This is a genomic window from Pantoea sp. PGP6, assembly GCF_053474785.1.
The window spans coordinates 49,984-76,095 of record NZ_JBQBMA010000002.1 but is presented as its reverse complement, the minus strand read 5'-3'; the positions used below and the strand labels follow the sequence as shown (position 1 = coordinate 76,095).

Below are 26,112 nucleotides of genomic sequence, written 5' to 3'. Positions count from 1 at the left end.
GGTTTACTCCATCGTCTTCTGGGATTTATGGCTAAACTCAGGTTCGGGTTCGCTGCGCTCATGGCGCATCACGTTCACTTCGTCGTTCATCATTGCGCGGTCATCCCGCTCCGGCGTCATGTCATAGTCGCGATAATCAAATGCCTCCTCCTGCAGCTCTTCCAGCGCCGCTGCCAGTGCGGCTTCGCGTTCGCGGTCTTTGTCCTCCGGTGCCTCCCTGCCATCATCCTGCACTGCCGGCTCCGGCTCTTTCTCCTCCTGACCCAGCGCGGCCTTAACGGCTTTCTCCAGCGCCTCAGCCTCACGACGGTCCAGCTCTTCCCCACCGGATGCCGCTGCGGTTGCAGACGTCGTGGCGCGGCTGCTTTCCGGACGTTCACTGTGGTCAGCAGCGAGCACGACAGGGCTTTCCGGGTTGTCCTTCATCAGTTGCAGCGCCTCCGCGACATCCGCGGCTTCCAGCACCTTTCCATGCTTTTCCCCGCGCTGCAGCACAATACGGCTGCCGTCCGCTGCCCCTTCATAGTGGGCGGATGAAAAGTCCACCTCTCCGCTGGAGGGCGACACCGGAACGTGCCAGTTCCCGCGCTGACGACCGTGCTCGTTGATAACCGGCCACAGCATTTCCGGCGTTTTCCCGGCCATAAAGCGCGCGTCCGCCGTAAGGTCCTGATCGACCCGGTCCGCCAGGCGCGTGCTGGATACCGGCAGGCTTTTGTCCCACGCCTGTATCTCCCGGTCAGTCCGCACGTCTTCCGCCCGCATCAGCACGTCGTGCACCGTCTGGCGCCGTCCGCTTTTACTCTCCACCTTCGCCGCCCAGCCAGACAGGTTGTCAAAGTAGTTCTGAACGTGCTCCTTTGACCTTGAAAGCTCGACGTAGGTACTGTCCATCGCCGCCATCCGCCCTCTGGCACCCTCTTCGCCAAAGAGGCCGATAAGGTACTTCACGGACGCGCCCTGCGAGCTGTAGGTGGTGACGGCGTAGCCGTAGTCCATGTGGCGGTCGGCGTAGCGCGCGGTGGGATCGAAAGACAGTTGCCGGTCACCGGTATCAATCAGAATTCTTCCCTCCTCCGTTATGCCTGACACCACGGCCATGTCGCTGGCGCGCACGTTGCGGTCGCGGTCCGTCGCCGTCAGGCGGATTTTTTCGCCCGGACTGATGTCCCGGGTGACCTCCTTAAATACCGCCACGTCTTCCTTGCGCAGTTCGGCGGGGCGTATCCAGCGGTCCGGCGCGCCATCAAGCCCGGCCATGCGCACCACGCCGCTCTCCGTGTCGGTTTCACCCACCCGGAAATACTGCTCGCCCCGGCGCACCACGTTGCCCTCCTGCGCCTCCCAGAACTTTTGCTGGCCCAGATCGGCATTGCTGTTGTTAACGCGTACCAACAGCGGCACCGTGACGCTGTCACCCAGCGCGCCCTGCTCCTGCAGCCGGTTATGCACGGCGCTGTTGATGGCCTCGCGGTCGGCGTTGAGCTCCGCCACGATAAGCGTGTTGTCGCGCGCCTCCGGCGTCCGGCCGGCGTAGTCGTCGGCAATCATTCCGGTCAGGTCGGGTTTTTCGGCCTCCTCACCTGCGGGCCCTGCCGCCTGCGCCAGCTTGCTGCCGTCCATTGCGCTGCTCTCCGGAACGTATGCGTCCGGCTGGCGCGGCACACTCTGCGGGCTGGTGTCCGCTGTGATGCGCACCGCCTCTCGCACGTTGCCGGCGATGACCGCCTCCACGGCGGGCCTGAGCGCGGGGATCTGACGCACGATTTCCTTCATCACCGCGACGTCGGCGGCGCTGCGCTCAAGGGCCAGCGCAAACGGCGCGCCGGACTCCAGCGACTTCAGCTGGTCCTGGTCCCCGCTCAGCACGCCGCGGCCGCCGCCCCCGGCGATGACGTTCATCAGAGAGGCCAGCTGGGCGTTGCCGTTCATGGAGGACTCATCGATAACGAATACGGTGTTGCGGAAATCGCGCGCCTGTCCGGCGGCCTGCCACTGGCTGCTTTCGCTCAGAAAGCTGGCGATAGTCTGCGCCGGGATACCCGCTTCAGACAGCTCGCTGACGGCACGGTGCGTGGGCGCCAGCCCGCGAATGTCCGGGGCGTTGTCTGCGGCGGCGAGTGCGGCTGCTACGGTGCGGAACTGCGTGGTTTTCCCCACCCCCGCATACCCCTGAATGGCGGTAAAGCGATCGCGGGTGGTCAGAATGAGGTTGCCCGCCTCGCGCTGGCCGTCCGTGAGCCCGGCGGCTTTCTCCTCACTCAGGCCGCCGGCCAGCAGGGGTTTTACGCTGTTTTTGCCTTCGGCAACGTGGCGCAGGATGGACACCTCATTCTCAAAGTTCTCGCGGGAGATGTACTTCCCGGCCGCGCCCTGCTCCCCGCTGAGTTCAAAAATCTCCCCGCGCTGCACCAGGCGCGACAGCTCCTCCTGCGCGCGCTCGGGCGTGATGCTGCGGTCGGTGTTAATCACTCCGGCCAGCGCCCGGACGCCCGTGAACGTCACATCGGTGCCGGTGGCTTTCTCGATGGCCAGCCGCATCGCGCGCTCCGGCTGCGACATCTTCCGGGACTCCAGCTCCCGCAGGGCGTCCGTCAGCTCGCTTTCCCCGGCGAGCGATTTGATGCCCTGCGTCACGCTGACCACCGGGCGGTTTTCCTCCAGGCGGCGGCCGATGGTGGCCTCGTCCAGCGGGGTGAATGCAATCACGTCCGAGCCGCTGCGGCGCAGCATGTTCACCGTCGCGTCGTTCACCTCCTTGCCCGCCAGCACCGCCACCACGCGCCCCTCCGTGCGGCGCGTGGCGCCAAAAGACTCGGAGTAGGCGTAGTCCGCGTAGAGCGGCGCGTTGCGGTCGAGCCTGACGCGCTCGCCCTTTGCGTTCTCCATCGTGATGGTGTCCTTAAAGAGCCAGCGCCCCTCCTTCACGCCGGTGACTGTCAGCCGCTCCCCGCTGCCGGCGCGGCTGCCGAGATCGGCCGTGGCGCGCAGCTGCTCGCCCTCGCGCAGCTCCAGCTTTTTCTCCCGGTAAAGCCGGTAGTGGCTGTCGATGCTGGTGATGCTCACTCCCTGCGTCTGGCCTTTTTCGTCTTTCAGCGTCAGCAGGTTGTGGCGCTCGCTGACGCCGGCGATGGTGAATACCGTTTTCTGGCCCTGCCCCTCGTGGTGCTCCAGCACCATGCCCGTGCGGTACACGCTGCGGTCGTTGCGGTTGCTGGCGTCCAGCCACACCGGCACCCGCACCGTGGCCTCGCCCAGCACCCTGCCGAGCAGCCCCTCGTCGGCGAGGATTTCCCGGGTCCGGGTCGTGAGCTGGTCGCGCGTGCGCGCATTGCCCGCCTGCAGCGACACCTGCCGGCCCTGCGCCTTCTCCTGCGCGTAGTAGCGCGCCGCCACGCTGAGCCGGTCCTCCACCGTGTCCTTCTGCACCATCGTCACGCGCACGTTTTCGGTCTTCGGCGAGGCGGTGAACTGTTTCACACCCGCCGCGCTCAGCACTTCTGACGCAAAGCCTGCCGTGCGTCGGGCATGGGTATCGGTCACCAGCGTGGCGCCGTCGTGCTGCGCCGCCGTCTTCAGCACGTCGTGCAGCCCGGATGTGTTGAATCGCTCGGCCTCCGCAACCAGCACCAGTGGGCGCGCCGGCAGCTCAGCGCTTTTCATCTCCTCCGCCGTCATAAGCTGTACGCCGGGCTTATCCCCGAAGGTCGCCAGCTGACGTTTACGCGCGGTGCCGTCGGCCGTCACCACGACCAGCGGACGCCTGCTCTCGCTGGCCATCGTCATAATGCTGCGGTTCAGGTCGCTGATGAACTGCGTGCCGCCGCGCACGTCAATCAGCGACACCGCGCGATCGGCATCGACCACCTGTGCCAGCACGCCACGCTCGCCCGCAGGCGCCGTAAGCCCACCGCGCTTTTCCGCGAGGCCAGCGGCCAGCTGCGACAGGCGCGCCTCGTCGCGAACGTGGGCTGCGGTGGTGAACAGCGTCTGGTTTTTGTCCACGGCGATCAGCTGGCCGCGCCCGATGGCGCTGTCAATGGCGCTTCGCGCCTGACCGTAAACCCCTTCACTGACAGGCACGTGATTGAGCACGCTGGTCATCACGTCGTCGTAGGTCACGCGCACGCTTTTTGACGACAGCCGCTCAATGGCCTCCCGCACCGCGCCCTCCAGCAGGGACGGCGTGGCCACCTTTTTCTCTTCGCCGGCGCTTTCTATTTCACGCTGCTGGCGGCGCTCTGCCAGCTCTTCCCTGAACGTCTGCACGTCAAAGCCGGTATCCTTCAGGACCGTCTGCCAGTGCTCGCGCAGGGTTTCGGGGTCTTCAAAGTGCTTGGCCTGCCGGGAGTCCAGCGCAGCCATGCTTTTCTGCTTTGCCGTGGCGTTGTCGCCGACCAGATCGAGGATGTCCTGCCGACGGGAGGAAAAGGGCTTCACCGGCACGCCGGTGATGTCCCACTCCCCGCGCGGCCCGGTGTCTTCGGTCTGGTAGCCTGCGGGCTCGATGATGGAACGAAAATGACCGCGATAAAGCGCCCCGATGCTCACCTGCTCGTTCCAGACCACATCGGTAAAGCCCTGCTTCCCATTGATGTCGGTGGAAAGGGTTTTCCAGCCGTTTTGCGAAAGCGTGGCGTTGGCCACCACTGCGTGGGTGTGCATCGCCGGGTCCAGGTTGCGGCTGGTATCGTGCATAAAGGTTGCGATCACCAGGTTGCCGGTTTTCTCCATCTCGGTAATGCCGTCGGTCATGGTGCGCGTGGTAGCGAGTTTCTCAACCTCGTCCAGCGTGCGGCGCACCGCCTCCTTGTGCGCGTCCACCAGAAAGGTGTCGCCGGTCACGAGGGCGAGCAGGGAGGCACTCTTGGGCGCGGAGAAAGTCAGGTCATAGCCCGGACGGTGTTTATTGACCCCGCCCTCCATACGCCGCATGTCGGTGCCGTCCGGCAGCCGGCCTTCCAGCACTGACACGAAGGTATCGCGGTTAACCGGGCCCTCAAGGCCCAGATTTTCCGCGCCCGTGCCGTACCACTCCGTGGACTGCTCGCCGAGAAAGTAATAGTTGTCTTCGTTGGTGTAGTAGGCGCCGGCCTTACCGGCGCTTTTGACTGCAGAGACTGACAGCATAATTCACCTCAGTTGCGGTCCAGACCAAAATCCGCGCTGTTATGTTTAACCACGTCCATAACCTGCAGGCGCTGCTCTGCCTCCTGCGGTGCGGCCGGCGCAGGCGCTGTGGTTTCGGGGGATGGTGATGGTGATGCTTCCGCTGCAGGAGGCGGCAGCGCCACAACGCGCCCGCCTGCTTCGGCAGCTGCCGCCTGAGCCGCTGGAGACGACGCCGTAGCGTTTTCAGCGGGAGCCGCTGTGATCTGCGTACCGGCAGCGGTCCCGGTGTTGCCCACACTCTGTTCACCTGCCGGAGTTGCCGCTTCAGTCGTGTCACCGAACAGCCGCCCGACAATCTGGCCGGCCTGGTTGTCGGCGGTTTCGCCCGCAAGCGTCGCCTCAATGTCCGGGTCAAAAACATCTTCCACGTCGCGCGGGATCCGCCCTTCGGCGATTTCGCGGTAGGGCTTCCAGGGCAGCTTCATGCGCACTACCGGCCACTCGCCGGGCAGGGTGATATAGCACTCCAGGTCGTTGAGGCTCTGGACGTCGGAATAGCTGACCAGAAACTCGTTGACCTCGTCTTTGGAGAACTGCACGCCGTCGCGGATGATGTCGATGCCGTAGCTGTACTGGTCCTTAAACTTCTTGTGACGCTGTTCGCCGATTTCCTTCTGCACCCAGTCAGCAATCGATCCGCTGGGCGCGCGGTAAAAGACGCGGGTGTTCAGCAGGTCCCAGATGGATTTGGCCGCGTTGGTGCCGTAGGTTTCTTCCAGCTGCGGGAAGTTCTGCAGGCCGGCGACGGTGCAGCCGCCAAACTTACGGCCCTCGGCACAGAACTCCGGCAGAATGGGCAGCTTGTGCAGGGACGGCAGCTCGTCCAGGAAAATCCAGATGCGGCGGTTGCGGTCTGCCCTGAGTCCGAGGATGCCGGACATGGTCATGTAGAGCCACGCGCTCAGCAGCGGCTTCAGCGCGTTGTGGTTCTGGCCGTCACTGGAGATGAAAATCCACGGGTTGTCGCCGCTCGCGTCTTCGGTGTGCAGCCAGTCGCGGATGTTGAACGGACGGCGGCCGTCCTGATCGAGCCCCTGCAGGTAGCGCAGCGAGCGGACGTAGGTGGTCAGAATGGTGCGAATGGTCATCGCTGTTTTCTCAATACTGCCGTCCACCAGGTTCGCCGCGTCCGTGCCCTCCAGAAACGCACGCAGGTCTGCCAGGCTGATGGACATCAGTTTTTTCAGCAACTCGCCGATGTTGCGGTCCTTTTCGCGGGCCATGCGCCGCGCGGTGGCCACAAACAGCGATCGCGCCGATAACACCCAGAACGGATCGCTGCTGCCGCTGCTGTCAGGAAGCAGGGAGGTCGCAAAGTTTTCAAAGTCTCCTATCGTTTTGCACTCTTCCCACAGGTCCCACGGAGCACAGCGCGCGTCGAAAGGGTTGAGGATGAGGTCTTTATCCTGACGGTAAAAAGTCGGGATGAAGTTATTGCCTTTGTCATACACGATGACGCGATCGCCGCGCTCACGCAGCTGCCGCAGCAGGTCGTTCAGCGCGGTACTCTTGCCCGACCCGACGGTGCCGTGGAGGCCGAAGTTCTGCATCTCCGAGTCTTTCAGAATATGCAGGCCGCAGATGCTGAGCGGGGACATCACGCCGGCCTTTTTGAGCAGGCGGTTCACAACAGAAGGGCTCGTCGCCAGAATGCGGCCGCCGGTGAGTTCGCTTTCACGCTGCTTCGCGCCTTTGCTGCCCAGAAACCAGGTAATGGCCATAATGGCGGCGACAAAGCTAAAGGCTGAAATGCCCCAGCCGTAAAAAGCAGTGTCCTTGACGTGCTGACCCATGAGCACGAAGTACGGGTCGTTCATCACCTGCAGCGCAGTATGCCTGAACGCCACCACTTCACCGTTAGGTCGTTCGAAGTGAAAGGTCCAGCCAGCCTGTGAGGGCTTACCGGAAAGCTTCGCCAGAGGCATAATCAGCCACCTGATGAGCCAGTAGGCGCTGCCGTGAATGAATTCCTGCAGCGTGAGGCGCAGCAGCATCCAGCTGAAAAATACCAGTGCAGAAAACAGCACGACCCAGTAGGAGGCGATATTCATGATCTGCACAAACATGCCGATCATGTATTTCATCACCTGACCGCCCTGGGTAAAGTCGCGGGCGTTGAGGCTCATGGAAAGTCCTTTATATGGAAACTGAGACAGCCGCGCAGGGCTGCGGGCAGGCGAAAGCCAGGCAGAATGCTGCGCGGGGTTTACTTACGGTGCGAACGTGCCCGGATGGGCTGACGTGATGTTCCGCCTCCTCCGCCAGACGCAGGGCGCGTCAGGCTGTGCGGCGGGCGGTATCAGCTTACTGAAACGCGAAACAGAGGCTGATTAATCTGGTATTCGACAAATTGCTTTTCAGCATCGCTCAGCGCATGAAAGTGCGTGGAGAAGCGGCGGATGCTGTTCATCAGGTTGGTGGTATTGGTAAAAAAGACCGGGCAGACGGCGCGAACCTCCTGCAGCACGGGCTGGATTATCGCGGTGAACGCGTCGAGCCTTCCCTCTTCCGTCAGGTCGCTTTCGATAAGATCCTCATGTTCCGTCACCGGGCAGACGGTCACGCCCGGATACGCATAAAGCACGCGCAGCGTGTCCGCATATTCCCGCACCGTGCAGTCAAACGCGTCTTCCAGCGCTGGCAGCCGGTTATTGCTGCGAGTAGGCGTCAGCAGGCGTTCGGGCTCGACGGTGGCGGCGGTGAAGTATTCAGTCTGCTGACGGATAATCCCGGCCGCGTCCGCAAGTCGCCAGATTGCCGGCTCGCGCTCAGACGGCCTGTCGCCGGCGCAGACGCTCAGGCGAGGCTGACACGACGCCGGTATCCAGTTTTTAGTCAGGTCCGGTGATTTATCCCGGAAAGGTGTGTTGAAAACACCGCCCCAGAGCTGAATAACATCGGTAGCCGCATCGTCGGCGCCCACGATGTGCATGTGTACCCGATGTGTGGATACTTCACCCTGTACGGCCCAGCGCGTAATGACGGTAATATCCGTTACGTGCTTATCCGTGTTCAGCAGAATGCCATACACCGCCTTGCGCCCCTTTTTACGGCAGACATAATGCAGCCGTTTATTAGGCGCAGGGAACCGAATAGTTATATCCTTTTCATTCTGCAGATGCAGACCTAATTCAGGAATTTCCACGTCAATTAAGCCAACAGAGATATTAGAGTATTTAAGAGAAAAAGAAGGGGTCAGATGAATAAGCATACAATTCTCGAATAAACAAGCACAGCCCTGCTATAACGCAGGGCCTTAGCAGGCTTTCTAGTTGAGATTAATTACCGAAGTGGTTTTTTATTGCTGACGCTGCACCTATCAAACCAGACAGCTGAAATCGCGACAAATCAATAGATAATATAAATAAACCGAAAATTGTAAAAATGAAATTACCAAATACTAATACAGCAATGTTCAGATCTGTAGTAATGGATGCTAACCCCAGCACTACCAGCAAGCCAAACCAGACTACGCCATATGCTTTTAGCTTAGAGCTTATAACTTTCGTTAGCTTTAAGCCTTTAACCTCTGGGTTGCTTACCATTGCAAATAAGCTCACATATCCAGAAGCAAACCCAAATATAAACAACCAGTTTAACAATCCAAAACCCAACACTCCTAACCCTATCAAGCTATCCCCACTCATATCAGGAAGGAAAAAAGTTAGAGCCGCAAAAACAATATATACTGCAAAATGATACTTGAGATAACTTAAGGGCAAGAAAAATGATGGAACCGTGCTACTAGAGGACATAGCAGCTTCTGCCAAAACTTTGGAATCCGCCTTTATTTCATCATAACTAATATTCATTTAATCACCTTTTCTTATTACCTAGCGATTCCTCAGTGTCATTTAAAAAATCTTTGTAATCCTGAGAATCTTTAAGTTTAAATGTCCTTTGCTCTTGATGCTTATCTGCAGCTTCTTTGTTACGCTGATATTCATTTGCACTCGCGGTATACTCTCCCATACCAGATGAGATTGCACCGTCCGTCAAGCCTTTACCTTTCTCAAGCTCCTGCTGCGCAGAGCCTGCTCTATTTTTGACCACACTTTGTTGAGCTTCAACATCGCCATTCACATCAGTACGAATATTGTTTCTAGCAATGCCCGCCTCGATGCTTTGGTTTGCGCTGCTGTACGCTCCTCCGAACTGTGCTCCAGCTGCATTCGCTGGTGAGCTCATGCCATCAGCTGTGCTCCCGGAATTACGTGCATAATCCCCATCAATTCGTCCCTGCAGCTTTTCAGCAAAGAACTCCTGCACCAGAACGTCACGCTGTTTCTGTACGCTTTCATCAGACGTATTAGTAAGGATGGTTTCGGCATTCCCCGGCGCTCGCCTCTGTGCCCATTCCACAAACTGCTGCGTGTAGTTATCGCGCGCGCCTGCGCTGAGCGTTTCAGTCTCAGAGGCCATCTTCTGCATCTCATGCGTATGCGCCTGGCTGGCTGTGTACTGCGCATACCTGCTGTCAGATGTGGTGATGCCAGAAGAAATCTGGTTCATCAGGCCAGAGGCATTATTATCAACATGCTGGCCGTTATAGGTCGTACTGTAGTTACGCAGCACGTCCATACCCTGACTGAAATCTTGAGATTCTCTTGCAGAAACGGTCTGTGAATTGTCCCTACCGCTCTGGCCGCCCTCTGTCGTTTGCGATGTAGAACCGGAACGCCCTGTCGCTTCAATACCGCCATGCACATCAACTTTACCCGATATCCCCGTGGCGTATGAGCCAACTTTACCCCAAAGAGATTTATTACTGTCGAAGCTAGCTTGTCCGCGAGTTCCACCATTGATAGCAAGGTCACGAGATTTGTTTTCAAGCTCGGAGTAAGCCTCATTCAGGCTGATATGATTACGGGTTGCATAGTCCTGCGCCACGTTCTGCATTTTGTTCACGCGCTCGGCATCGGTGATGCTCATGCCGGTTGAAGCTGACAGGGTTTTCGAATCGCTGTTGCCGAACTGCTCATGGAACTGTTTGAGCTGCGAACCGGTTTCCTGCACCGAGTGATTGTAGCCCTGCGCCGCCATTTCGGTCTGCGCCATGCTGTCGCGCACCGAACGCTGCGCAGCACTCGCCAGGTTGCGGTCAAGATGCAGATCCACCGGCAGGCGGCTGGTTGCCCCGGACGCGTCGTACACCGTTTGTCCGTCCTGCGTCACGGTCCGCATGGCACCGTTGCCCAGCTGCATGGAGGTGTTGCCCTCACGATAAGCGCGGTTCAGGTCCGTTTTGTGCCCGTTGATGTTGTCCAGCTGCACGTTACCCACGCTCATGTTGCCCGACGCCACCGCGCCGGAGTCCACTGCAGACGCGCTGCTGAGCGCGCTGCCGAGGCTGGAGCTGAGGCTCGCAAAGCCCTGACCGAGGCCGGTGAACAGACGAAACGCCAGAAACGGAATGGAAAGCATCAGCCAGCCGGCGATGCCCGCCGTGGTGGTGCTGGTTTCCATCAGGCGGTTCATGTTGGAGAGCGTCGGGCCCGTCGCGTGAAAGCTGTTCTGCGTGCTGTAGTTCACCGCGAAGTTGAAGATGGCGAACATCACCGGCCACAGCATCAGGCTGCCCATAAAGTTCAGGTAACTTTTGATAACGGCCCAGGCAATTTCCCGCACGTACAGCGCCAGCACCATTACCGGGAAGATGCAGATGCAGAACAGCAGCAATACCGTGTGCAGCTGCGGCAGCACCACCGTCGCAATGGTGTAGCTGACCGCGTGCGACAGTCGCAGCTTCATCAGCGACTGCTCGGACGCGATGTCTACCATTGAGGCCGTATCGTTCATGCCCTTCACGTAGCTGTTCAGCCCGCGACGCAGGCCCGCAACGGCGATGTTCTGCATCATAATGCTCTGCGCCGACTTACTGCTGCCGAGGAAGTATTCATACGATCCTGCCAGCTGCTCAGCGTAAACCCTCTGCGGCGCGTTATTGCCAGGCAGCATCCGAACCGCGTGGGCCATAAACGTGCTGCCGGTATTGTTGCTCTCCGCCGACAGCAGGTTTTTCAGGCGCGGTGCGGCGTCACGGCAGACCATAAAGTTGGTGCCGGTCGCGTCACGCCAGTAGATGGCGCGCAGCGGGCTCGGGTTGCTGAAGATCTGCGCCTGCACGTCCTCGGACTCCATCACATCCTGCATGCTGTACTTGTGGTTCAGCATGATGTCCGGCACCACGCAGTTTTTCGCGTATTCCCCCATGTTGTAGGCCAGCACCGGGTTGCGGCTGTCGATGGTGAAGCTGTCCTGCATCAGCTTACTCGCGAACAGCATGCCGGTTTTGGTGTAGGACCGCTCGTCCGGGAAGTGAAAGATGTCTTCGTAGGTTGTCGTGAGCGTGTAACCGACGCCAGTGGCCAGATACAGCGGCATGGCCAGCCCCACCGGCACGTTATCCACGCGCCCGATGGTGTCCGGGGCGGTCAGGTCGTTGACCACCACCGTGACCTTTGGCGTCAGCAGCAGCGCGGTGACCAGCACGAACGTCAGCCCCCACCCGAACATCGCCGTCATGTTGTGCGTACGCAGGTAGGTCATCACGCAGAAGGCGATGCCCAGCATCTCCGCCACCCAGATCGTGCTTTTCCAGCCGCCGTTCTCCATCACGGTCGCCACCGCGTTCAGGCCCATCGTGATCATGCCGCCGGAGCTGACCACCCAGATATCAAGCGCCATGCTTACCCCCCGAACTGATAGTTCGACAGCACGCTGTCGGAAACGGATGAAGAGAGCTGCTGGCGCGTTTCGGACAGGCTGCGGTCGTACTCCGCCAGCCCGTTCTGCTGCACCTGAATGCGCGCGACGCGCTGGCTCAGCTCGTTGCGCACCTGACGCAGGTTCTCGCGAAAGTGCTTGTTCTCTTCTTCGGTATCAAGCGAGCCCGCCGCGCCGCTCGCGGCCACGTCAATCAGCCCGTTGATGTAGGACATCACCATATCGGCCGCGATGTACTCCGCCAGGCTGCTGACCACGCTCTGATCCATGCCCACCGACGCGGAGTCAATGGTGTAGCGCAGGATGCGCACGCGGGTGCTGCTGATAAGCGCCTTTTCGTTATCGTTAAGCGCCGTGTCGGTGCGGCTTTTGTCAAAGATGTCGTTAAGCATGTCACGCACCCGGCCGGTCATGCCCTCGTCTTCAGACAGGGTCAGGTTTGCAATGGTGGGTGACAGACAGGTGTTGTTGTCGTTGCAGCGGTAAATTTTTTCGGCACCGCCGTTCAGGAGCGTATTGAACATCGACTCGCTGCCCCCGCGCGGCTGCAGGAACGTCGGGTTGCCGTTCGCATCGTAAATTACCGTGCCGACCATCGACATAATGAACTCCTTCAGCGCGCGATCGTTGCTGAAAAACTGGTTGAGCTTCGTGAACGTGTCCCACGTCAGGTTGCGGTTGCGCGGGATGCGCTTCTTCTCCTCGTCGGTCGCCTTGCTGAACACGCTGTTCGTCTCCCCGCCCACGCCGCATCCCTGACGGGACGCCGCCCAGTCGGAAAACACGTCATGTTTGGTGCCGAGATCCTGGCAAATCTGCGAGCTGGCCGCCTGCGTTTTCGGCCACAGGCCGCCGACGATGGACTGCGCGGCCTGGCAGGTGGAGATGTTCATGTTGTTGGTGTCCGCCGCGAGCTTCTGCAGGTAGTCCTTAACCGCCTTGCACTGCGGGCAGATGGTTTCGAGCCCGAGGTCAAAGGCGTAGCCGGCGGCGTTGCTCAGGATCTGCTTGCCCATGATTTTGATGCTGTCGCTGTTGATGAAGCTGAACGAGCCCAGATAGGCGTCGATGCCGCCGCAGCCCGACTTGATGTCCGGGAGCGTCACCGAAATCAGCTGGATATTGCGCACCGGCGTGCGGATAAACAGGTTGCCGCCGGTCAGGTAGCCCGCCGACTGGCCCTGCCACGCGGCCGCCTGCGTGTAGTTACCGCCGCCGCCGCCCATGTCGTTAAAGAACTTATTGATGTCGTTCTGCACGTCCGCAAAGGCCGGAGCGGACAGTAAAAAACCAGACGCCAGAGCGGCACTTAACGCAAATTTGTTCATCACAGCACCCCCAGGCGTACGGCCAGCGCAAACGACTCATCCAGGCGCTGCTTCAGCGCCTCCTCACTCATTTCCCCCTGCGACAGCGGGATCGTCACCAGCGACTGCGTGTTGATAATGAAGTCGGTAGGCGTCGCCTGCGGCAGCTCCGCGAAGAAGTCCTTCAGGATGCCGTCGTTCACCGGCATGACCTTCGGGAACACCGCGTCGCCCTTGCCGTCAAAGCTGTAGACGAACACCCCGATGCCGGTCTGCTCGGACACCGACTTCAGGGTCGGATTGAAGCGGTGGCAGTACGGGCAGTCAGAGCGGACAAAGTGCACGATCTGCCAGTGGCCCACGTCCACGCGGCGACCGTCGCTCAGGTGATACCAGACGGGTTTCGCGGGAGCCGGCTGCGCGTCTGCAGCAGGTGAACGCTGTGCCGGCTCACTTTCCTGTTCAGCGGGCGCGTCTGCACCCGCTTTCGCCTGCTCCAGGCGGGCAATGTCGTCAATCGTGCTGGCCGTGGCCAGCACCGGCGCAAGCATCAGCAGTACGGCAAAAAGTTTTGAAATCATGGTTAATCCTCGGGCTGGAAGTCGGTAACGATGTTGAGCATGCGGCGCGCCAGGTCGTCCTGGGTGATAAAGCCGTAGGCCAGCGGCTGGTATTTCTTCGTGCGCGGCTCGACCAGGTAGATGGCCGGGAAGTGTTCTATCTTCATCTTCTCCGCCTGCCCGGCGTTCTGCCGGGTGTCCGGCAGGTCCGGGCTGGCGCGTCCGTCCACGGTCACGGGGATCACGGTCAGGCCGTACTGCTCGCTGAACTCCTTCACTACCCCGCCCAGCCGGTTATCCAGCGGCTCATTGCCTCGATAGAAGAAGAACACGCCATAGCGCTGGTTCACGTAGCGGATAGCTGCCTGTTGCTTCTGGCGCTGCTCGGTGTACTGGATGTTGGCGGTGCCGTTGTAGAACGGGTGTTTCAGGCTGTAGTCCAGCTCCGGGTTGTCCAGCAGCACTTTCTCCCAGCGCGAGGCGAACATGCTGGCCTGATTGACCATCCAGTCCTGCACGATTTTGTAGCGCCGGATGTTTTCGGTGGAGGGATGCAGCATCGCCTCGTTCATCAGGTTGTCGCGAAACGCCTGCAGGCGCTTCATCTTCTGCGTGGGCGTCTCCTGCGGCGCGGCGGGCTGTTGCGCCTGCTGCTCTTCTTCGTCCTTTTTTACCGGCTCGTTGTACCAGTACCAGCCGACCGCCGGATCGTAGTTGTAGCCGTCCGGCTTTTTTTCCTCTGCCGCGTGCAGCGGTGATACCGCCAGCAGCAGCGCGAGGCCGATGAATTTTCTCACGCTTAATCTCCTGATTTGAGGCTGTTCTGGATGTCGGAGGTGATGCGCTGGTTCAGCGCGTCCTGGTCGGGCAGTTTGATGTTGCTGTTCAGGTCGTCGTAGAAGTCGCTGAAGTCAATGTGATCGAACTTAATGCCCTGCAGCTCGGCGACCTTTATTCCCCTGCAGTCCGGGCTTTCACCCGAGCCGAAGCTGATGCCCAGCTGGTCGCGCCGCCCCTGTTCCTGCACGATGCGGGCAAGCTTGCTGTCGAACACGCAGTAGCCCTCTTTCTGCTGCAGGCAGACCCCGAGCACCTTTTTCGAGCAGTATGACCCGACCTTCACGACCAGCTTTTTCTCTTTGCCGGTGCCGATCTCCTTCTCCTCGGTGTTGCAGTGCGCAAGCCCCGCGCTCTGCCCCCAGCCGCCGCTTTTGCAGCAGTTGCTGAAGCCCGCCGCGCTCTTGCGGCAGGCCATCGCCTTGCCCGTGAATGCCGTCACTGAGTTCGGGTCCATGCCCGCGAAGTCCTTGCCTGCGGCGGCGAGTGCGGCCAGCTGGGACACCGCCATTTCAAAGTTCTGGTTCTGGCCCGCCTGCATCGCCGAGCAGCTGCCGTCCGAGCAGTAAAACTCCGAGCCACACACGTAGCCGGTGCTTTTCACGGTGTGCGCACACTGGTAGGTCAGCTTGCTGTAAACGCAGAGGTTGCCAATTTTCTGGGTGCAGGTGCGCGTGCCTTCGCTGCAGTTCGGATCGTCGATGTACGCCTGACAGGTGTTGGTGTCGTCTTCGAACACGTTCCACTGGGTGGTGTAGCCCCAGCAGCCGCTGTAAAGGCTGTAGGCCTTGCCGCCGACTGTCACCGAGCGGGTGCCGCCCGGGTCGCTGCAGACCTCGCTCATCTTCACCGCGTCGCCCATGTCTGCCGGGCAGCTGTTAGTCCATTCGATGCCCGCCGTGACCGTGTCGCGTACTGCCTGCATCGGCAGCGTCACGCGAAAAACGTTGGTGCCGTTAGCAATCGTTCTGATCAGCCCGTCCCGCGCGCTGCCTTTGTTGCCGTCAGTGTCGTAAAGCACAAACAGAGAAACCGTCTGCCCTTTCGTCACTTTCTGCGTCGCGATACCAAAATCCCCGTTCCGGTTCGGCTTGGCCTTCACCGTCGTGCCAAACGCCTGAATGTAGTACCAGAGGCGATTGCCCGACTCCCCGTGATACGAGGGTGCTCGCGGGTATTCATACGCCCAGAACCCGCTGCTGATAGTGCCGTCTTCAGGAACCGTGAAGTCATAACGTATCCAGAAGTTATCAACCGGCACCGCCGTCGAGCTGCCGGCATTTAGAACCAGCTGCGTGCTGTACTCCTCATACGATCCGGTCGTCACGATGGTGGCCTTGCGCGTGCACGATTGAGTTAGCGGAGTGGCCATTTCACAGCTGTGTGTGGTGTAGGTGGTTTTGTTCAGCTCCTGCGCCACGCACTGGCTGCCGTTCACACCGGTGATGGCGTTGGCGTTTTCACGGATCTCGTCGCTGTACTTCATCATGTCAGAGTCGTAGCTGAGCTTGTCTGCCGGGTTATTCACGTAGGACTCGCGCGCGGTCTGGCCTAAATCAGACTCGCTCAGCTCCGTCTGCCCTTTCACGTCAATGTTCGATGACGTCTGGGTCGGTCCGCTGTAGTAGCCGCGCTGCGGCGCGTCTGAGCTGTAGTTATCGAAGTAGCCGTTCGGATCGGCGCTGGTCGTGCCGTCTGCGGATTTGCCGGCGTTAATGCCTTCCTGGTTGGAAGCGTCCATCGACGCCGCCAGAACGCTGGCCGACAGGCAGGTCAGCAGCAGCCCCTGCAGCAGGGAGCGAGTGGCTTTTTTCATAAGAGGTTCCGGAAAGGTTAAGAAAGCCCGCCGCAGCGGGCAGCGGGGTCGGTCAGGGCTTTTTGCGGCAGTCGCCGCGCGTCTCGATCATGCTCAGCGCCTGATTCAGCGCGACGTTGCCGTACACGATGTCGAAGTGGTCGCCACACTTCTTCACCAGCGCTGGCACCTGCTTCACGCCGTATCGCTCAAAGCGCACCGGATCTATCTGCACGCCGCGCACCTTATAGGTGCTGACCATGTACATCATGTACTTCGCGGTCTGCTCCATGCTGTCGCCGACCAGCCCCCGGAAATAGACCGGAATATCCCGGGCTTCGGCCGCCTTCATCAGAATGGCCATCTCCTTTTCGGGCACTGACGCGGACAGGAAATAGGCCGTCTCGTTTTCCGTACTGCCGACCTGCGTGCCTTGCTGCGCGTCCTCCGCCTGCGCGGCCAACGCCGCCGTTAGCCCGGCGGCAATCAGCAGCGTGTTGCGTGTTTTCCTCATGTGTCCTCGCTTAAAGCACAACGCAGTTGCGCTTTTTCCAGATGAGATAGCCATAGTTCTTTTTGGTAGTGGGCATTTCCTTACCGGTCTGCCACAGCATCACGTTGCGTCCGAAGGGATGACAGGACGCCACGTCCGGGATGGTGTTCACCATCTGATAGCGGTAGCGACTTTTCGGCATGATTGCGGACGGATACTCGTAGCAGACGGCAGTGTTCTGCGGCACAGTATCCAGGATGAGCCCTTCGCGGTGCAGCTTGAAGTCCATACGCTCGGAGAGCAGCGCCCCGCTGTTGAGCCCGCTCGACTCGTTCACGATGTTGCCCGTGAACGGGTACATCGAGCCGTGCGAGCCCGCGCACCAGAACAGCGCATCAATCGGTTTGCTCACGCCCGCCGCCACCGCGTCCGCCGCGCAGGCCATCTGCGCCACCGGGTTCGCAAACAGCATCACCTCCGGGTTCAGGAACAGCGCCAGGTTGTCGTTCTGCCAGGTGGGGTCCAGCTCCGACAGGTAGCCGATGTCATACTCCCCGCCCTGCATGCACATCTCCGAGGTAATAATGTTGAGCCAGGAGATCAGCGGATACTTGTACCAGTGGACGTGATAGAAGGTGCCCGGGTGCTCGTTCGCCGTTTTCGTGCCGGTGCCGGTGCCGGTGTTCGGGATGTTGATGTTGAAGCCGCCCATGTTCACCATGCAGCCGGGCGAGCGCGTCACGTCAGTCATCGCAAACGGCTCCCAGAAGCCAATCGCGATGCCCGGGCGCTCAAAAATGGGCGGCGGCGCCGGGCAGAACTGAATGGGCGATGACGGGTTTTCGGTATCCGGAAGCCGTCCCGCTGACACCTGCACGCTGCCAATGCTCATGGGGAACAGGCACTCCCAGCACACGTCGGTGATGGGGTTAACCCAGCGCCCCTCGCAGGTCAGGGACGTCTTGCCGTTGTCCGCTGCAAGGACCGGCTGGCAGACCCACACCGCGAGCGCCAGTAAAACCGTGCGCCAGGCCATGTCAGCCTCCTTTTTTCACGCCGCCGCGCGCTTTTTCCACCGCTGCCTGCAGCGCCTGCAGGTCGGTCGCGCCCGGGATAACGCTGACGTTCTCAGCGGTTGCCCCCGTCACCGGCATCACGAAGAAGGCCGGCGTACCCTGAATGCCGAGGCGACGGGCCAGCTCATTGTTTTTCTCCAGCGCCGCGCCCGTCGCCTCGACCTCTTCTTTCGGCGTCGTGGTCACGCCCGCCCTGACCGCCGCCTGGCGGATGTCTTCATCCAGCAGCTTCCCTTCGTTGTGGCCGGTCGCGTAGAGCGCAGCGTGGTAGCGGTGGTACGCCTCTGCGCCGCCTTTCCTGTACACAGACAGGCCAACTTTTGCCGCCTGTACCGACGCGGGCCAGCGGCTGCCGAAGATTGGCCATTCCTTATAGATGAAGCGCACGTTCGGATTCTGGCTGATGAACTGCTCCACGGTCGGGGCGACTTTCGCGCAGTAGATGCACTGGTAGTCAAAGAACTGGATGACCGCGACGTCGCCCTTCGGGTGCAGCACCGGCGAGGTCGGATCGTTTAGCAGCCCGTCCTGCTCCTTCAGCGCCGCGCTTGCGGCGGAGGCCATCTGTTTTTCCTGCGACTGCGCCTGTAGCTTCTGGCTCATCTCAATCAGGATTTCCGGGTGGGCGCGCAGGTAGTCTGCTGCAATCTCGCCGATCTGCGCCTTCTGCGCATCACTGAAGGCGTCGTCAGCGGCAATCGCGTGCCCGGTCAGGCTCAGCGTCAGGGCGGCGGCGAGGATGTGCTTTTTCATGTGTGGCTCCGTTAGCGGTCGGGAAGACCGAATTCAGTAATAAGGAAGAGTTTTTTTCCGGGTGCCTGCTTCACCTCCGCAGGCACCTGCGTGATGCCGAACTTTTTCGTGATGTTGCCGGTCTGGTCGAAGTAGACCCGACTGCCGAGGGCCTCTGCGCTGTCGCGCACGTTGCCGTTAACCAGAATGACGCGGGAGGTCGTGGTGTGCGGCACCTGCTGCTTCATCCAGGCAATCTGCCGGTCGTCGTCGGCGTCGATGAAGTAAAGCGTCTCGTCAAACACCGGGATGACGTCAAACGGGTTCACCACCTGGCCTTTATGCGCAAACACCACGCCGTTCTGGTCGGCAATGTCGCGCTGCACCGTGAACGACGGATCAAACAGGCGGCTGTGCGTCTCGCGCGCTGTAGTGAGTCCCGCCACCGGCGGCGGGCGCATCGCCTCGTCCTCGGCCTTTTTCTGCATGTCCCGCTCGATGTCGGCCTGCGACCGGCCGGCAAAGTGCTCTTTCAGGTTGTCTTTCAGGACCGCGATCAGGTTGCGCTCGCGGATGTCCCAGGTATCGCCGTACGTGCCCAGCTCAGTCGCGCCCGCCTGCAGGCTGAGCATGGCGAGCAGCGCGCCGGCGACTGCACGCGCCAGCGGAGTTGCATGTATCATCGGGAGGCTCCCGTTGGGGTGATCGGACAGGGTTACTGCTGCGGGTTACCGGCCTTCATCAGCTCGGCGAGGCGCGCCTGAATCTCCGGCGTGGCGTCCGGCAGGCCGGTGATTACGGCAGGACTCACCAGAATGGCCGCACCGTGTTCGCTGGCATATTCCGCCGTAGCGGTGGTAACGCTGCGGTCAAAGCGGGTCAGCAGCGCCTTACGCTGATCGTCGTTCAGGTCCAGCTTCGCGGTCTGGCGGATAAGCGCGTTGGTCGTGCCCTTCATGTCAAAGGTGACAAGCGTCGGCGGCTTCAGCCAGAGGAACCAGGCGGCCGCGCACGCGCCCACGCTCAGCGCAACTGACAGGCCGCAGCCCGCCACAAGGTGTTTAGTATTCAAAGTTGCATCTCCCGCAGCATGTGGATGATGTCGCGCTTGTGCGCGTCGTTGTCGGCCATCTCAAACAGGATGTCCTTGATGTCCGCGCCCTCGCGCAGGCGCTTCTCGCGATAGGTAAAGTCCTCGCCTTTGGAGGAGAACAGCCCGTCGCTCAGCGGATCGAGAATGAGGCGGTGGAAGCTGGAAAACTCGCCCACGCTCAGCAGGAACGAGCTGTAGCGCGCCTTTTTCGCCGGCGGGAACTTCCTGATCATCTCCCACTCCAGCTCGTTGAACGCGTGCGGCTCTTCCTTCTGGAAGGTGGTGAACGACTTGGCGTCCTGCATACAGGTGAACTTGAACGAGCTGTTGTCGTAGGCTGCAAGCGCCGCCGTGGACAGGTTTTTATCGCGTATCGCCTGGGTCACCGTGCCGTAGGAGCCGTTGTGACGGCGGGCGGTGCGGTAACCCTCCTCGATGAAGTCTTTAATCTTGGTGCTCGATCCGCCCAGCAGCTTCCAGCCCTCGTCGATGATGTTCATCTTCCGCATGCTGCGCGGCGTGGTGTACATCATGTTCTCGTTCCAGATCATGATGCTGAACAGCACCGCCGACAGCAGGTCCTGCTGCTTGCGCAGGTCGCCCAGCTCGGTGACCACGAACTGCAGGTCAGGCTTCAGGGTCGGCTCGGACGAGTTAAAGAACCGGCCGTAAATCCCTTTTGTGCTGTACTTGCCGAGCAGGGTGGTGATTTCATCAATGCGCCCGCCAATCTGCGAGGAGTACTCGCGGGTGATGGCGGCCTGTCGTTTCGTCAGATAGTCAATGACGTGGTCAATACGCATGTCCTGCTGATAAGTTGGCCACGATTCGGTGATGGCCTCCAGGATCATGGATTCGTGCACCTCATCAAGCAGGCCGTTGGGGCTCGCCAGAATGCACAGCTGATCGCGGATGCGCTCGGCCGCGAGCGTAATGTCCGTGACGTTCGCAAACGGGTTGAAGCGCAGGGAGTCACCGTTGATGTAGGTGCCCCCGAGGCTGCTGCAGGCCGCCTTGTAGGAGTCACCAATGTCCTGCACCGCCACCGTCCCGCCCTTGTCCAGCACCGAGCGCGCAATGGAGTTCGCCAGTACCGACTTGCCCGCGCCCGAGGTGCCGGACATAAACCAGTTGAAGTTGGTGTTCGGCAGGCTCTCGTCAAACACGTCAATAAACGCGACCTGGTTGCGGTAGCTCGGGATAAGAATGCCCGAGGCGCACAGCTTGTTGTCGCCGATGACCGGCATCAGGTTCACCGCGTGAAACGACTCCGATCGCTGAATGCCGCCGGTCTTGCGGCAGTCGTCGCGCAGCTTTTTGTTCACCATCGCAAACGGCAGTGTGGCCAGCAGGTTGCGCAGCTGCATAAAGTCGGCGCGCACGAAGCGCAGTCCCTGCGCGGCGAAGGCGTTGCGCGTCTTTTCGGTATAGCGCGACGTCAGGTCGTCGTCGTCCGGGCAGAACAGCGTAATGCCGTAGAAGTAGCTCGTGAGCGACGTCTGATTCGACAGCAGCCGCGCGCGGGCGTCTTTCCACTCGGCGTGCTGGCGCGTGGTGGACGGAATGTACTTGGCATAACTGGTGTTCACGCGCGAGTCCAGCGAGAGGAAGCGGCTGTTGGCCTCGCCCTGACTCTTCATCTGCTCCTCGGTGGTCAGCACCATCGTGCAGATAAACGGGCAGGGAATGCCGTTGGTCGGCGACATCAGGTCCTGAATGATGTTGCCGTTCTGCCACAGGAAGTGCTCCTGCGGGTTGCGGTCGAGGTTCAGGTTTACCATGCGCGCCGCAAACGGCTTGTTCTTCGCGTCGCTGCCCTCAATGCGGATGTGCGAGGGCTTCACCCGCCAGGACGTGGTGCGGTCCACAAACTGTGTGCTGAGGTCGGCCGCCGGATCGTACTCGCTGTCGTAGCGCTCAAGCCGCGCCGGGTCGTGGTTAAAGAACTCGCGCAGCACGCTGCTGAACTCGCTGACGCCGATGGCAGTGGACCACAGGTCGGCGGCGTTGAGTGCGTTCAGCAGGTTACGTCGCACGTCGCGCACGCGGATCATGTCGGTTTCGCTCAGGTGCTTCACCGGCATCGCCCAGATAAAGAACAGGCGGTAGTCGCGCAGGGTCAGCGGATGGTCAAGGCCGTTGCTGTAGGTGTAGCGCGCCCCGTTCAGGAAGAAACGCGCGGTGACGTCGTTACACTCGTCCGCCCGGTGCCCCTTCCAGGCGAAGTTTTTCAGCCCCTGCTCGACCTGCTCTTTCACCGCCCGGGAAGAAACCAGCATCACCTGCAGCGGAACATCGCGGGGGGCCACGTCGCGCAGCAGATACTCCAGGCTTTCGGCCAGCTTCTCGTTGGCGCCAATCAGCGGCTGTGATTCCACCACGAAGCCCACCGACTCTTTGTTCACCCAGATCTGGCTTTCGGTGTCGTAATCCTTGTAGGGCAGCAGGTCGCGGATGTGCGGGTAGTCCATGTCCTGCAGCTTCTGGCGCGTCTCGTTCGTGGTGTCGCGCTCGCCCAGAATGCCCGCCACCGTCTCCACCACGTTCAGCGGGTCAAAGCGGAAGCCTTTCAGAAATTTCATGCGGACCTCACATCAGAATGCCGTTCCAGTCGCCGTGACTGGAGACGCTGTAGATGACCTCGCCCATGTGGACGTTGTTATCGGGGGAGACGTACGGCGCAATCCAGATGCGCGCCACGCCGTCAGGGCGGCGGAACGCGGCGGCCGGCTCCGGGAAACAGTGCGCCGCGCTGCAGTACGCGGTCTGCCGGGCGTCAGTGCGCAGCACGCCGTTTTCGCGGGTGAACGGGCGGACCCCGCCGGATGACGCCACGCGCACCGGAATGCCGTCATTCAGGCCGCTGCGCCCCGCCTGCGCCTCCGTCTGCGGGTCCAGGCGGATGGTGCCGGTATCAATCAGGCGGTAGTCATCCAGGCGAATGCCCGCGCCGGTGAAACCGTTCGGCGCGGTAGCCGCTGGCGCATTGCCGCTGCTCCCGGCGGACATATCGTCGGCCTGCGACATCCAGACCCCGGAGTCCTTAGCCGGCTTGTCGAACTCAAAGTCGCTGTTCATGCCCGCGCAGCCGCTCAGCATGACGGCCAGCGCGCTGATGATAAAAGAGTGAGCTTTAGTCATGGTGCTCTCCGTCTGCGTGTTGGTTAAGAAGGTCTTTCAGGAGGGACGTGGCCAGCACGGTTTTTCCCGCCCCGGTTTCGCCCGTCATCAGGAAGTGACCAGCAACAGACTGGTCATCCGCAGGCTGTGTATGGCTTACATCTGTCGGGTTACTCATGGTGTTCTCCGCTGGCGCTACCGGATGACAGCGCGTCGATTTCGGTAAAGTCGATAAATAGATCGCCGTTTTTGCCGCTGGTCCCGAGCCGGGACAGCATGCTCATGGCAAAGGCGTCGCCGGGGGCGACCTCCAGCAGTCGCCGCAGCGTTTCCCCGAACAGGGCGACGTAGCCGTCGTCCGGGATGAGGCCGGGCTTGCAGTAGAGCTTCTTTACGCCAAACCCCAGCGCCTGCAGGCCCGGGATGCGCGCATCGGCCTCACGCCCGAAGCAGTTCACCGTCCGTTCGGTAAAAACCATCCAGCCGCAGTGCTCTGCGTGACGAAGTCGGATTTTTTCAGCCGTCATTGCGCCACGCCCTGCGGGGTCGTACCCCTCGCCTGTCCGCCACTGGTCGGGGTCACGAAGTCGTTCATGTTGAGGCGGGTGGCGTCACCGAGCTTGCCCACGAGATCCGGCGGCAGGCCGCTGTTGCCCTGCTCCCGCGTCTGCGTGTCTTGCTGCTGCCCGCCCGAGCGATGCTGCTCTTTCGCGAGCTTCGCGGCCTCTTCATCCTCAATAAACTTCGCGCGGAAGCCTTCGATAAACACTACTTCCACGCGGTTCGCCGCCCCGATTGGGATGATCGGGTGATACTGCTCGGCGCGCTCGATGTAGTAGTCGGCCAGCTTGTCCGCCGCCTTGCCCACGCCGCCGCCCACGGCGCCACGCGCCACGTCTCCGCCGCTGACCGTGCTGGTCGCGCCGATGCCGGTGACCGTCTGGCCAACCTGCGAGGCGCTCTGTCCCAGCCCGCCCAGCGCGCCAGCGGTAAAGGCCAGCCCCAGAATCTTGCCGTTGCGCATCACCGGCACGCCCTTGATGCCGTTCTTGCCGTAGAAGGCAACGTGCCCCTTCACTGCCTGATCGACGTGCTTGCCATCGATGATGCAGGAGAGGCGCTGCAGCTGAACGATGGCGCGCTCGCTGGAGATGTCGCCGTAGGCTGCGGCCGTCACGAAGCAGTTATCGAGTTGCACCATTTTGTTGTTGCCCGGCATGTGCGCCCTGCCCTTGAGCTTGAACTGCATCGGCACCAGGTTGTTCTCCCCGCGCACCGAGGCGTTGGCGTCGGCCCCCTCGATCACGATGGCGTCAGAGAACGTGCCGGTCGGCACCCAGAACGAGGTGTCTTTCGCTTTGGGCTCAAACTGCGAGTAGTCAAACGTCTGGTTGTCGATTTGCCCGGTCTGCACCGGCGCGGGCGCAAATGTGTATTCCGTGCGCGGCGGCGTATAACCGGCCCCCTGCTGCGTCCCCTGTTGCGCGCCCTGCTGTGCCTGCTGCCCGGCAGGAGGCGTCTTTGACTGGTTCTGCTGATTTTTCAGCTGATCCATCAGGTCGCTGACGTTCTGCTGCAGGGACTTGTTGTTGTTCATCACGTCCGACATCTGGTCTTTCAGTGATTTGAAGTCTTTCTGCATGGAGGCGAGCTGTTCGCGCGCCTCTTTCTCCCGGTTCTGCGCGCTGACCAGCAGCGAGCCCTGCCCGGAGCCGTCAAAGGCGTTGACCACGCCCCCGCCGGTCAGATCCGGCTCGGCGGTGGCACGGTCAGGCTTGCTTTCCTGACTCCCGCTCTTTCCGGCTGCGCCACGGTTCGCAAGGTACAGGCCGCCGATGATGACGGCAGCGGCGGCGAGGATAATGCCAAACAGCCGGCGCTGTTTGCTGCGGACCAGGCTGTTAAGGTTCATCCGGGCCTCCTTTCGTGCGGAACACCGTCACGACGGAGACTTTTGCGCCAGGCTCCAGCACGTCGAGCTGCGGATGAAACGCCACCGCCATCACGCCCGGGCTCCAGAAGTAGCGTTCACTGAGGCGAATACGCTGCGAGGAGAGGCTGGTGATGTCGGTACGCACGATGCGGACCCGGTCGCCCTGCCAGGCAGTCACCGGGCGCAGTGCAAACACGCTTTTCACCGACTCGCTCACCGGCACGTCGGTGTTTTTACTCAGCACGTAGCCTGCCGGCTTGCGGTTGGTGATGAACCTTCCCACCAGGCCGCTGATAAGCGCGCTGTAGGTGTCCTGCTTCTGCTCGTACTCCCGCGCCTCCTCCGTCCCCTTCACCTCACGGTTATCTACCGTCAGGCTCAGGCCCGCGCGCTTGCCCGGTGTCGCCTGCACCGAGAAGGCAAAGCCTGACGCGGTCTGAACAAACATGGTGAACGGCTTGTCGGTCAGAGTGGAAAACACAACCGCGCCTTCCGGCGTCGGGGATTTGGCGCTCAGTACGCCCTGCGCCGCCTGCACGCTGAGGATGCGGTCATCGTTCACGCGCAGGTAGTTCGGGTTGGTGTTACTCACCGCCGCGTTGACGCGGGCGCCGGGGTTAAGCGTCAGCTGTTCAGCGCGCGCGCCGAACGCCGTCAGCAGCGCCAGGGCGCTGATTAGCAGGGATTTACGCATCAGGAACCTCCAGGAAAGCGCTCCAGCAGAGCCGGTTATTACGGGTGTCGGTGCGCAGGCGGTAGTGCTTCTTCACCGGCCTGGCGTCGTGCAGCCCGTAGCTCAGCTGCAGGTCGCCGGTCACGTCCACGATGCCCTTGTCCGGCCAGACGCTGACGTCTCTGGGGTAGAACACCGACCCGCCGCTGTTGCCTTTAACGCGCGAGGCTTCGTCAGCCAGCACGCCTTTAAGTGATTTCTCCGCGCCGTCGCAGGCGCCCGCCAGCAGCATTTCGTGGCTGGCCTCTGCATTTTTGTCGGAGATGTTGAGGCGCAGGTTCAGCCACGCCAGCGCCATCAGGCGCAGGTAGCGGGCGTCGCCGCGCTCGCCGGTAAAGCTGAACGGCGTGTCCGCGCCGTAGGGAACGATAATGGTCTGTTTGTTATTAAGGAGCTGATTCATCAGCGCCCGGTTATCGCCGTAGATGCGCCAGCAGAGAAGAAGCGCAAGGATCGTGATAACGAGCAGCACCAGAATAGCCACGGCCATATTGCGGTTTCCCGCCGAACGCAGCTTTAATTCCATGTTGTCTCC

The 26,112-nt window shown here is 61.0% G+C and carries 21 protein-coding genes; all 21 read right to left on the bottom strand.

Annotated features, from left to right (window positions below; genetic code table 11):
• Positions 1 to 3: 3 nt before the first annotated feature.
• Positions 4 to 5,130, bottom strand: coding sequence for a conjugative transfer relaxase/helicase TraI (gene traI, locus ACLIBF_RS20725; RefSeq protein ID WP_448310469.1), 5,127 nt, complete (start codon positions 5,128 to 5,130; stop codon positions 4 to 6).
• Positions 5,131 to 5,138: 8 nt separating this feature from the next.
• Positions 5,139 to 7,298 (bottom strand): type IV conjugative transfer system coupling protein TraD, encoded by a 2,160-nt coding sequence (traD, locus tag ACLIBF_RS20720; RefSeq protein ID WP_448310468.1) that lies wholly within the window; start codon positions 7,296 to 7,298, stop codon positions 5,139 to 5,141.
• Between the two features lie 173 nt (positions 7,299 to 7,471).
• Positions 7,472 to 8,383 carry a DUF6012 family protein gene (locus ACLIBF_RS20715; RefSeq protein ID WP_448310467.1) on the bottom strand — a complete coding sequence of 304 codons (912 nt, stop codon included), beginning with the start codon at positions 8,381 to 8,383 and terminating at the stop codon, positions 7,472 to 7,474.
• 67 nt (positions 8,384 to 8,450) lie between these two features.
• Positions 8,451 to 8,984, bottom strand: coding sequence for a hypothetical protein (locus ACLIBF_RS20710; protein ID WP_448310466.1), 534 nt, complete (start codon positions 8,982 to 8,984; stop codon positions 8,451 to 8,453).
• A gap of 4 nt (positions 8,985 to 8,988) precedes the next feature.
• A complete protein-coding gene (gene traG / locus ACLIBF_RS20705; RefSeq protein ID WP_448310465.1) occupies positions 8,989 to 11,859 on the bottom strand; it encodes a conjugal transfer mating-pair stabilization protein TraG in 2,871 nt (956 codons plus the stop codon).
• Between the two features lie 2 nt (positions 11,860 to 11,861).
• On the bottom strand, positions 11,862 to 13,226 hold the full coding sequence (locus ACLIBF_RS20700; RefSeq protein WP_448310464.1) for a conjugal transfer protein TraH: 1,365 nt from the start codon (positions 13,224 to 13,226) through the stop codon (positions 11,862 to 11,864).
• Positions 13,226 to 13,786, bottom strand: coding sequence for a type-F conjugative transfer system pilin assembly thiol-disulfide isomerase TrbB (trbB, locus tag ACLIBF_RS20695; RefSeq protein WP_203025703.1), 561 nt, complete (start codon positions 13,784 to 13,786; stop codon positions 13,226 to 13,228). The genes ACLIBF_RS20700 and trbB overlap by 1 nt, the downstream gene beginning before the upstream one ends.
• Positions 13,787 to 13,788: 2 nt before the next feature.
• Positions 13,789 to 14,562 (bottom strand): type-F conjugative transfer system pilin assembly protein TraF, encoded by a 774-nt coding sequence (gene traF / locus ACLIBF_RS20690; RefSeq protein WP_448310463.1) that lies wholly within the window; start codon positions 14,560 to 14,562, stop codon positions 13,789 to 13,791.
• Between the two features lie 2 nt (positions 14,563 to 14,564).
• A complete protein-coding gene (locus ACLIBF_RS20685; protein ID WP_448310462.1) occupies positions 14,565 to 16,418 on the bottom strand; it encodes a conjugal transfer protein TraN in 1,854 nt (617 codons plus the stop codon).
• A gap of 52 nt (positions 16,419 to 16,470) precedes the next feature.
• The gene (gene trbC / locus ACLIBF_RS20680; protein WP_448310461.1) at positions 16,471 to 16,911 is read right to left on the bottom strand and encodes a type-F conjugative transfer system pilin assembly protein TrbC; all 441 of its coding nucleotides are present in this window, start codon (positions 16,909 to 16,911) and stop codon (positions 16,471 to 16,473) included.
• Between the two features lie 10 nt (positions 16,912 to 16,921).
• Positions 16,922 to 17,926, bottom strand: a complete 1,005-nt coding sequence (traU, locus tag ACLIBF_RS20675; protein ID WP_448310460.1) for a conjugal transfer pilus assembly protein TraU — start codon at positions 17,924 to 17,926, stop codon at positions 16,922 to 16,924.
• Position 17,927: 1 nt separating this feature from the next.
• On the bottom strand, positions 17,928 to 18,719 hold the full coding sequence (locus ACLIBF_RS20670; RefSeq protein WP_448310459.1) for a DsbA family protein: 792 nt from the start codon (positions 18,717 to 18,719) through the stop codon (positions 17,928 to 17,930).
• An 11-nt stretch (positions 18,720 to 18,730) separates the two neighbouring features.
• Positions 18,731 to 19,381, bottom strand: a complete 651-nt coding sequence (gene traW, locus ACLIBF_RS20665) for a type-F conjugative transfer system protein TraW (protein ID WP_312838861.1) — start codon at positions 19,379 to 19,381, stop codon at positions 18,731 to 18,733.
• A 32-nt stretch (positions 19,382 to 19,413) separates the two neighbouring features.
• Positions 19,414 to 19,770: a TrbI F-type domain-containing protein gene (locus ACLIBF_RS20660; protein ID WP_448310458.1), complete on the bottom strand. Its 357-nt coding sequence runs from the start codon at positions 19,768 to 19,770 to the stop codon at positions 19,414 to 19,416.
• On the bottom strand, positions 19,767 to 22,373 hold the full coding sequence (traC, locus tag ACLIBF_RS20655; protein WP_312838859.1) for a type IV secretion system protein TraC: 2,607 nt from the start codon (positions 22,371 to 22,373) through the stop codon (positions 19,767 to 19,769). The genes ACLIBF_RS20660 and traC overlap by 4 nt, the downstream gene beginning before the upstream one ends.
• A gap of 7 nt (positions 22,374 to 22,380) precedes the next feature.
• Positions 22,381 to 22,932 carry a type IV conjugative transfer system lipoprotein TraV gene (gene traV, locus ACLIBF_RS20650; RefSeq protein WP_312838858.1) on the bottom strand — a complete coding sequence of 184 codons (552 nt, stop codon included), beginning with the start codon at positions 22,930 to 22,932 and terminating at the stop codon, positions 22,381 to 22,383.
• Entirely contained in the window at positions 22,925 to 23,089 is a 165-nt protein-coding gene (locus ACLIBF_RS20645; RefSeq protein WP_312838857.1) for a hypothetical protein, read from the bottom strand. The genes traV and ACLIBF_RS20645 overlap by 8 nt, the downstream gene beginning before the upstream one ends.
• Positions 23,082 to 23,438 carry a hypothetical protein gene (locus tag ACLIBF_RS20640; protein WP_448310457.1) on the bottom strand — a complete coding sequence of 119 codons (357 nt, stop codon included), beginning with the start codon at positions 23,436 to 23,438 and terminating at the stop codon, positions 23,082 to 23,084. Before ACLIBF_RS20640 ends, ACLIBF_RS20645 begins: the two co-directional genes overlap by 8 nt.
• The gene (locus ACLIBF_RS20635) at positions 23,435 to 24,823 is read right to left on the bottom strand and encodes a TrbI/VirB10 family protein (protein ID WP_448310456.1); all 1,389 of its coding nucleotides are present in this window, start codon (positions 24,821 to 24,823) and stop codon (positions 23,435 to 23,437) included. The genes ACLIBF_RS20640 and ACLIBF_RS20635 overlap by 4 nt, the downstream gene beginning before the upstream one ends.
• Entirely contained in the window at positions 24,813 to 25,538 is a 726-nt protein-coding gene (locus tag ACLIBF_RS20630; protein WP_448310455.1) for a TraK domain-containing protein, read from the bottom strand. The genes ACLIBF_RS20635 and ACLIBF_RS20630 overlap by 11 nt, the downstream gene beginning before the upstream one ends.
• The gene (locus ACLIBF_RS20625) at positions 25,531 to 26,103 is read right to left on the bottom strand and encodes a TraE/TraK family type IV conjugative transfer system protein (RefSeq protein ID WP_409076518.1); all 573 of its coding nucleotides are present in this window, start codon (positions 26,101 to 26,103) and stop codon (positions 25,531 to 25,533) included. Before ACLIBF_RS20625 ends, ACLIBF_RS20630 begins: the two co-directional genes overlap by 8 nt.
• Positions 26,104 to 26,112: the final 9 nt, after the last annotated feature.